8 protein-coding genes and 1 pseudogene are annotated in these 7,895 nt (G+C 61.3%); 2 read left to right on the top strand and 7 right to left on the bottom strand.

From position 1 onward, the window contains the following. Nucleotides 1–90 precede the first annotated feature (90 nt). From SE91_RS26850 to SE91_RS35715, 3 genes and pseudogenes are all read right to left on the bottom strand, one after another. Nucleotides 91–1,014 carry a carbohydrate ABC transporter permease gene (locus SE91_RS26850; protein ID WP_082813841.1) on the bottom strand — a complete coding sequence of 308 codons (924 nt, stop codon included), beginning with the start codon at nucleotides 1,012–1,014 and terminating at the stop codon, nucleotides 91–93. Nucleotides 1,015–1,077: 63 nt separating this feature from the next. After that, nucleotides 1,078–2,514, bottom strand: a complete 1,437-nt coding sequence (locus tag SE91_RS26845) for an ABC transporter substrate-binding protein (RefSeq protein ID WP_061849782.1) — start codon at nucleotides 2,512–2,514, stop codon at nucleotides 1,078–1,080. Nucleotides 2,515–3,494: 980 nt separating this feature from the next. After that, a pseudogene (locus SE91_RS35715) lies at nucleotides 3,495–3,632 on the bottom strand (extracellular catalytic domain type 1 short-chain-length polyhydroxyalkanoate depolymerase); the annotation flags it as partial. 22 nt (nucleotides 3,633–3,654) lie between these two features. On the opposite strand from SE91_RS35715, the gene SE91_RS26840 reads away from it, so the two are divergent. Further along, on the top strand, nucleotides 3,655–3,858 hold the full coding sequence (locus SE91_RS26840; protein ID WP_061849781.1) for a hypothetical protein: 204 nt from the start codon (nucleotides 3,655–3,657) through the stop codon (nucleotides 3,856–3,858). Nucleotides 3,859–4,114: 256 nt separating this feature from the next. On the opposite strand, the gene SE91_RS26835 is transcribed toward SE91_RS26840, so the two are convergent. From SE91_RS26835 to ku, 4 genes are all read right to left on the bottom strand, one after another. Continuing rightward, on the bottom strand, nucleotides 4,115–4,396 hold the full coding sequence (locus SE91_RS26835) for a hypothetical protein (RefSeq protein ID WP_061849780.1): 282 nt from the start codon (nucleotides 4,394–4,396) through the stop codon (nucleotides 4,115–4,117). 445 nt (nucleotides 4,397–4,841) lie between these two features. After that, complete coding sequence (locus SE91_RS26825) at nucleotides 4,842–5,513, bottom strand: HAD family hydrolase (RefSeq protein WP_061849779.1); 672 nt, start codon at nucleotides 5,511–5,513, stop codon at nucleotides 4,842–4,844. Beyond that, nucleotides 5,513–5,788, bottom strand: coding sequence for a hypothetical protein (locus tag SE91_RS26820; RefSeq protein WP_502687156.1), 276 nt, complete (start codon nucleotides 5,786–5,788; stop codon nucleotides 5,513–5,515). The genes SE91_RS26825 and SE91_RS26820 overlap by 1 nt, the downstream gene beginning before the upstream one ends. Before the next feature lie 56 nt (nucleotides 5,789–5,844). Further along, nucleotides 5,845–6,771, bottom strand: a complete 927-nt coding sequence (gene ku, locus SE91_RS26815; protein WP_061849778.1) for a non-homologous end joining protein Ku — start codon at nucleotides 6,769–6,771, stop codon at nucleotides 5,845–5,847. Between the two features lie 188 nt (nucleotides 6,772–6,959). On the opposite strand from ku, the gene SE91_RS26810 reads away from it, so the two are divergent. After that, nucleotides 6,960–7,889 (top strand): 3'-5' exonuclease, encoded by a 930-nt coding sequence (locus SE91_RS26810; protein ID WP_061849777.1) that lies wholly within the window; start codon nucleotides 6,960–6,962, stop codon nucleotides 7,887–7,889. Nucleotides 7,890–7,895: the final 6 nt, after the last annotated feature.

Genomic DNA, 7,895 nt, shown 5'->3' with positions numbered 1-7,895 from the left:
CGGGAAACAGAAACAGCACGGTTACGACGCCGGCGCCGAGATAGCGAAGCGCCAGGATGCGGGCCTTTCTTCCCGGAAGCCTGCCTAACCTCATCGCGCAAGCCCCATGCGCTTGAGGACGAGCGTGGTGACGGCCGTGAGCAGCGCAATCACCAGGAAGGAGATCGCGGCGGTGTAGCTGGTTTCGAATTGCGAGAAGCCCTGCACATAGGTGTAGAGCGAGATCGTCTCGGTCATCGAGCCCGGCCCGCCTTCGGTGAGGGCCCAGATGATGTCGAAGATGCGGACGAGGTCGAGACCGCGGATCAGGCAGGCCACGGCGACAACGGGCGCGATCGCCGGCAGAATGATTCCGCGAAGCACGCGCAGGTACGAGGCCCCATCGATCTCCGCGGCCTCCAGTTGAGATTGGTCGACATTGGACATCGCGGCGAGCAGCAGCAGGAACATGAAGGGCGACCACTGCCAGACTTCGCAGATGATGATCGCCGGATAGACGTAAGCGGGATTGACCGTCCACAAGATGCGCACCGGCTCGCCCGCGAAGAAACTCAGGATTTCACCGATGGGACCGAAGCGAACGTCGAATAACAGGCGCCAGGTCGCGCCAGCGACGATCGGAGAGATCACGGTCGGAAGCACCAGCAGTGCGACGAAGACCTGGCGCCCGGGCATACGGTCGATGAAGAGCTGCGCCATCAGGAAGCCGATCAGCAGCTCCAGCGGCAGGGCGATTGCCGTGATAATCGCGGTGTGACCGAGGGAAGCCCAGAGACGGGTATCCCTGAACAATTCCGCGTAGTTCATGAGGCCGACGAAAGAGGTGTCGTTTTCGGTCATCGTGATGCGCTGGAAGCTCACGACCAGCGAGTAGATGAGGGGAAACAGGCCGACCAGGAGAAGGATCAGGATCGCCGGTGCGACGACGAGATAGGGCAGGCGGTCCTCAAGCACGCGCCCGAGGCGGCTGGGGCGGCGTCGTTCGGTACCATTGAGACTTGCGGAAAGTGTCATCACCAGTCCAGGAAACGGCGCGCCGCACGGGAGGAAAATGCTCCCGTGCGGCGTCCGGGTCAGCTATTGCGGATAAGCGCCGGGCTTTGCCGCCCACACCTTGTAGACGGCTTTTTGGTTATCGATACCGACCTTCTCGGTGATGGCATCGAATTGCTGCGCCAGGCGATCGAGGATGGCTTTGGGATCTTCGCCAGCCCACAGGCTCGAGATCGCCTTGGTCATCGCCTCGTCGTACTTATCCTGTTGCAGCAGCGAGAGGTCCAGCAGGCCCTTCTCGCCCGAGGTCTTGATCGTATCGAGATAGGCAGGAGCGTCAGGCCAGAGCGCTCGATACTTCTGGCTCGCGTAGTGCGACAGGCGGAACGGATCGCGCAGCGTATAGGGGAGCTGGACGCGCTCGAGGCTAGTCTTCTCGCTGTTCAGCCATTGTATGAAGAGATAGGCAGCTTCCTTGTTCTTGCTCGTGGCCGAGACCGACAGATCGAAGCCAACGCCGAGCTCCGGTCGACCGAGCGGGTTGAGGGCATAGCCGACCTTGCCGGCCACCTGCGATTTCGGCACCCATTTCAATGCTTCTTCGCCGGAGCCATAACCCGCGGCCCACCGTCCATAGGGAGGCCAGGAAATTGTCATCGCGGTCGTCCCCTGGAGGAAAGCCGCGAGATTGTCGACAAAGTTCCACTGCTCCACGCCCGGCGGCATGAACTTGTTTTCCGCGAGCATTCCCTTGAACACCTTGAGGCCGACGTCGCTGTTCACCGTCGCCTTCATGGTGTCTGCGTTAAAGAACTTGCCGCCCTCCATGCGGAAGCGCTCCTGGAACATGTATTGCGGATAGGGCGCGGTGCGAAAGAAGCCGGCGCCGTAAACCTTGGGCGCCATCTTGTCAGTGATGAATTGGCCGATCTCATCGAACTGCTTCCAGTCCTTCGGCGGCGCGAGCTCGTAGCCGAACTTAGCCCTAAATTCCTCCTTCATCTTCGGATCCTCGAAGATGTCCTTGCGGTAATAGAGCAGCATCACGTCGCCATCGTCCGGAAAGCCGTAGATCTTCCCGTCATACTGCATCTGATTGTCGCGATAGGCCGCAGCGATGTCCTGCAACTCGTCGCGATAGCCGAATTTATCGACGTACTTGTCGAGAGGTTCGAGCGCTCCGGCACGCGCGAGATCAGGCATCCAGGAGGGAATCACGTTTAATGCGTCATAAGCCCCGGCGCCGGACTTGAAGTCCTGCATGATCTTGGTGAACATCTGGTCGGTCGGCACCTCGACCACCTTCACCTTGATGCCGGTGAGCTTCTCCCATTGCGGGCCCGAATAGTTCAGCGGGTCGAGCGACTGCAGGCCGGCCTCCCAGACGATGCTGATCGTTGTACCCGCGTACTTCTTCGCGGCTTCCACTGCTGCGTCGGCGGCATCCTTGTCCGCGGCCGGCGCCGAACCTGCAGCCAGCGCCAGCACTGCGGCCGCGCCGAGAAACGTCCTGAACTTCATCCCTTCCTCCTCCTCTTGGGCGTCCGGAGTCCGGAAGAGCCGGCTTCGGTGCGCTTCTCACGTGATCCGGCCTGGTTAGTCAGCCGCCTGCGTGAACGGACGCCGTCGGCGGTGACCGGCCGAGAGAAATAAATTCATCTATGTCGAGGATTTGCGGCGCAGGCGCATCGAGGGTCCGGGCTCGTCGCCCGCAACCTGAATGGACGCCAGTTGGCGTTGTAGAAGCACGTTTCCTCCCCAAAACGCTCGAGAGCGTTGACTTTGGGGCTAGTTTGCGTCGAGCCGGAACCGGCCGACAAATGAGAACTTTGCAAGCATCGGTGAACCTCAGTCACCTATCTGAAGTGGGTTTGAAAAGCCAGCGAGTTGATCATGCGGTCACTCCGGATCGCGCTGGAGAACAGGCTTACAGGACTGTCCAGACGTAATGCTCGCGCAAAGTCCGGGGGCGATCGTAGCCCCACAGGGCGCGTTGTGGTTGCGGGCGCGGCGCCCTTTCCGAGTCCAGGATCAGTCGGCCATCGAATCGGCATCCAACCACCGGGAATAGGCGTCGATCTATGGCGATGGTGATCTGTCGCGCTCTTGCTCATAGGGAGGATTGTTCAAGTGTCGCCCAGCAGATTCCTCATTGGGTCGGCTGCTGCGGGAGTCCAGGAAGCAATTCGTGAGGCGATGCTGCAGAAGCAGCGAGGAGACCAGTTGGCCCTGGATTCCTAGACCTCATCAGGACAAGCGGACGAACATCCACCCTTTATGACTTCCGTTTTCGTGCGAGAAGGCTCGGCCCAAAGCAGGAACTTCAGTCTATGCGGCCATCGACAAAGCTCGCGATTGGCCCACTGCGTGAGCCGAACATGTGGTCTCCTCGATCTTCGCGATCCCGAGCCACCGGACCAGAGAAGGATCTCGCTCTACTGCAACACTATGAACAACCAACTCTGAAATTCTTTGCTGCTGGCTCCTCAGGTGGTCCCTTAGTCGCGCATGATCTGACGGGTGATGCCAGCGATCAGCGAAGGCTCGCCGTGGTCCCGCCGTTGGTCGCCAGAGCGAAACCAGTTCCAGCACTTGGCCTGGTTGGCTCCGCTCGGCTGTTCAGGGTAGACCACGAAGCAGTAAATGAATTTCTACTGATCAATGCTGGCTGGCCTGAAGGGGTGGGATGTGAAGCTGCTCGGCGAGTACCTCGAACACGCCCTCCAGTTTGAACGGATGGCGGCCGAAGAATCGGACCCTAAGCTGAAAGTGGCGATGGAGAGCCAAGCGAAGGCTTACCGGAAGATGGCCGCGAAGCGAGCCAAGATGCTCGGCTTGCCGGAGCCAAGCCCTCCCCAGCAGTAGCAGCTTGGGCTAGGTAACAATCGTCCACTTCGGTAATTATTGGGTCGCCTATGGCACGTCTTCAGCAAACAATCGCTTGCGGTTCGAGCGCGCGATGCCTTCGGGCGACGGCTCTCCCGATTTCTTCCTCATGCATTAGGACAAACAAAACCCGCTCCATCCGAAGATCGAGCGGGTGTCCTAATTCACGGTAATCACCCTGGGAGAGCTCGAAAACGGAATCGCCGTGCTCTCGATGCTATGAATCGAGAGACGATTATGCCCGGGAGTCTTTCGACTTGGCTTCACGCGCCAATCGGGCCGCCTTCAGGCGCTCGTGGTTAACCTCTTGGCGGTAGCGGATGATAAGATCGGCCAGCTTTAGGGTTTTGAGTGCCCCGCTGTCGGCAGGCAGTTCAGACCGGTCGGCCTGAATCTCCATTTGCCTTGCCCAGGCGTCCGCGTCCTTCCTCCGCAGGAAGGACTTGGAGACGGCTCCAGAGCCTGCCCGCCTGACTTGGACCTGCCATTTCTTGCCTCGTTGCCTGATTGTGGCCATGTGTTTTCTCGCTGTGACACGGTGGTGACAGCGAGTTTTTCGGGCGCTGGGGCAGGAGGGCCTAAATCGCTGGAAATGCCTTCAATTCTGGCCTTTCCAAACTGGCGCACCCGACACGATTCGAACGTGTGACCTTTGCCTTCGGAGGGCAACGATGCCAGTCGTAATCGTCCCTCGATCGGCCAGATGTCGCGCGCCATGGAAAACTGCCCCCTCAGCGTCATGAGGAATTGCCCCCTCCTTGGATAGCTGAGGAGAGAGTGAATGAAGCGGGAACGAATCACTGAAGGCTCGCCGTGGAATGATCCACGGGGGCAGGTGATGAAGACGCCGGATGACGTGGCGGAGATGATGCGCCTGAGGGCGTGCGGGTGGGGTGTGAAGCGGATTGCGCGGTTCGAACAGATGCCCATCAGTCTGCTGGGTCATTCAGATCGCGCAGTTTTCATCCTTGCACTTCCGCAAGCAGCGAAGTCTCGAAGCGGGCGAACAGAGATGCCGGGCCTGGGTACACCTGGGCGCATCCTGCTTGCCGCAGCGACTGCTCCGTGAACCCGCCGCAGAGAACACCGATCGTGCGGATACCGGCCTTCCCGGCCGCCTCCGCATCGTAGGGCGTGTCTCCGATGGTGACGGCGTCGGCTCCTTTGAGCTTAAGTTTTCTTAGAACGACTTCGAAGATGTCCGGTGCCGGCTTGGACTCCTCGGCGTCTTCGGAGGCGGCGGTGACTTCGACTAGATCGGCGACGCGCGCGATCTCGAGGTACTCGGCGACCTCGTCCTTCTTGGCCGACGAACCGACGGCGATCCGGACGCCGACGTCGCGCACGCGCTTGAGCAGATCCGGGACTGCGGTGAACGGGCGCACCAGCGGCAAATATGCGCTCTTGAAGCGTCGGCCGCGCCATTCCTCCAGATCCTTGCCATGGTCCCGTTGCGCGTCCTCGCTCAGGAAGTGCGGAATCAGCTTGTCGCCGCCTTTGCCAATCTGGCCCCGGGCCTGCTCGAAGCTCACGTCATGGCCGAACTTGACCATCGCTTCGTGCCAGGCAAGCGCATGCAGATCGACCGAATCTATCAGGGTCCCGTCAATGTCGAAGATGGCTGCCTTGGGCATCAGGTCCCTCCGGGGCGCGACCGCCCGATCTGTTCGTACCAGCTCGCGTACGGCGTGCTCTTCGCCATGTGCCGATTGAGATCCGGCGCGCCGTCGCTCCACCAGACAGGGCCTCGCTCCCCGAGGGCCTGCTTGACCTCGTCGACCGCCTTGTGCGCGGCCGCTTCGGCCTGGCGGTCGACACTTTGCTTCGCATCGCGGACGGCGCGCCGTGCAGTCATCAATCGGTGGACGAGGTCGGACCGCTCGGCCTCGTCCAGCGCTGGGTTTGCCATTCGCCAAAGACGTCCGCGGACGACAAAGTATCGGCCATCCGGTGTCACCGGGTGCTTCACGCCGACTTCCGCCGCGCCCCGGCCGCCGGTTTCTTGGCAGCGGTCTCCTTTGCGGGCTTCTTGCCCTCGATCGACATCAGCATTTCCTTCTGGCCGGCCGCCGCCTTTCGCGGCTTCTTGGCGGGCTTTGAGGCCTTCGCCGGCGCGGTCTCCTTGCCGACGGATCGGCGCAGGGCCTCCATCAGATCGACGACGTTGGTCGATGCCGGGCGCTCCTTCGGCGTGATCGGCTTGCCGGCGCGCTTCTGGTTGATGAGGTCGATCAGCGCGGTTTCGTAGTGGTCCTCGAACTTGTCCGGATCGAACCGCCCTGCTTTCTGATTCACGATGTGCTTGGCGAGATCCAGCATGTCTTTCGTGACCTTCACGTCCTGTATCTCGTCGAAATATTCCTGCTCGCTGCGCACCTCATAGGGATAGCGCAACAGCGTGCCGACCAAGCCCTTGTCCATCGGCTCGAGTGCGATGATGTGCTCCCGGTTGGTCAGCACCACGCGACCGATGGCGACCTTGTTCATCTCGCGGATGGTCTCTCGGATCACGGCGAAGGCGTCATGCCCGACCTTGCCGTCGGGACGGATGTAGTAGGGGCGGATCAGATAGCGCGGATCGATGTCGGTCCTGTCGACGAACTCGTCGATCTCGATGGTCCGCGTGGACTCCAGCGCGATCTCCTCGAGCTCCTCCTTGGAGACCTCGATGTACTGGCCTTTGTCGAGTTCGTAGCCTTTGACGATTTCCTCGTTCGGCACCTCGTCGCCGGTGTCGGCGTCGACCTTCAGGTACTTGATGCGATGGCCCGTCTGCCGGTTGAGCTGGTTGAAGCTGATCTTCTCCGACTCGGAGGTGGCCGGATAGAGCGCGACCGGACAGGTCACCAGTGACAGACGCAGGAAGCCTTTCCAGTTGGCGCGGGGGGCCATGAACGCGGTACTCCGGAGGGACGGTGCTGGATTCAAGACGAACGGAGCCTGCCGGTTCCGACATCCTCCGGGCTCGCCAACAGGAAAATCGGCCATCTGCCCGCGGCGCTCTCAGGAACGTCCGAAAACGTCGTGAATCGCTTGTTTTCCTGGTACCTCGTGGAGCTTTTGGCCGGTATTGTGGACCCATGGACGCGCTGACCCAGCCCCTCAGAGACGGGCATACTCTGGACCCGGGGGACCTGGCCGCAATGGCCGACGCGTTGGCTCAGTCGGCCGACTACAGGGTCCTTCGGCGCCTGATCCCCCGGTCTCCCTACACGCCGGCCGCCGGCCAGGAGGTCCGGACGGGCATTCTTCTCGACACCGAGACAACCGGCCTCGACCACGCCAAGGACGAGATTATCGAGCTCGGGATGGTCGCGTTTGACTATACCGCCGAGGGACGGATCGTCGGCGTCAGAGACACGTTCTCCGCCTTCAACGAACCGAGTGCGCCGATCTCGGCGGAAGTGACGGCACTCACCGGCATTACCAACGAAACCGTCGCCGGCCAAAAATTTGACGATGCCGCCATCACGGCCTTCGTCGAAAGCGGGGTCATCACGATCGCGCATAATAGCAGTTTCGACAGAAGGTTCGCCGAACGCTACTGGCCCGTGTTCGAGCACAAGGCCTGGGGCTGCAGCATGAGCGAGATCGACTGGCGCAAACATGGCTTCGCCGGCTCGCAGCTCGGCTATCTCCTGAACGGAGCCGGTTACTTCCACCGAGCGCACCGCGCCGTCGACGACTGCCACGCTTTGCTGGAGGTGCTCGCGTTCGAATTGCCGACGACCGGCTCGCCGGCGCTGGCGCTGCTGCTGGAGACCGCCCGCAAGCCGACGCTGCGGGTCTGGGCGGAGCAGACCCCGTTCGAGCTAAAGGATTCGCTGAAACGGCGCGGCTATCGGTGGAATGACGGCAGCGACGGCCGACCCAAGTCCTGGTTCATCGACGTCGACGAGACCGCTCTCGACGACGAGATCGCGTTTCTAAGGACCCAGATCTACATGCAGGACGTCGAGCCAACCGTGCAGAGGCTGACCGCATTCACACGGTTCTCCGGCCGGATCTGAGGCGGC

It is taken from the genome of Bradyrhizobium sp. DOA1, assembly GCF_001593325.1.
In the GTDB taxonomy this organism is placed as follows: Bacteria; Pseudomonadota; Alphaproteobacteria; order Rhizobiales; family Xanthobacteraceae; genus Bradyrhizobium.
This window is presented reverse-complemented; position numbering and strand designations above follow the sequence as displayed.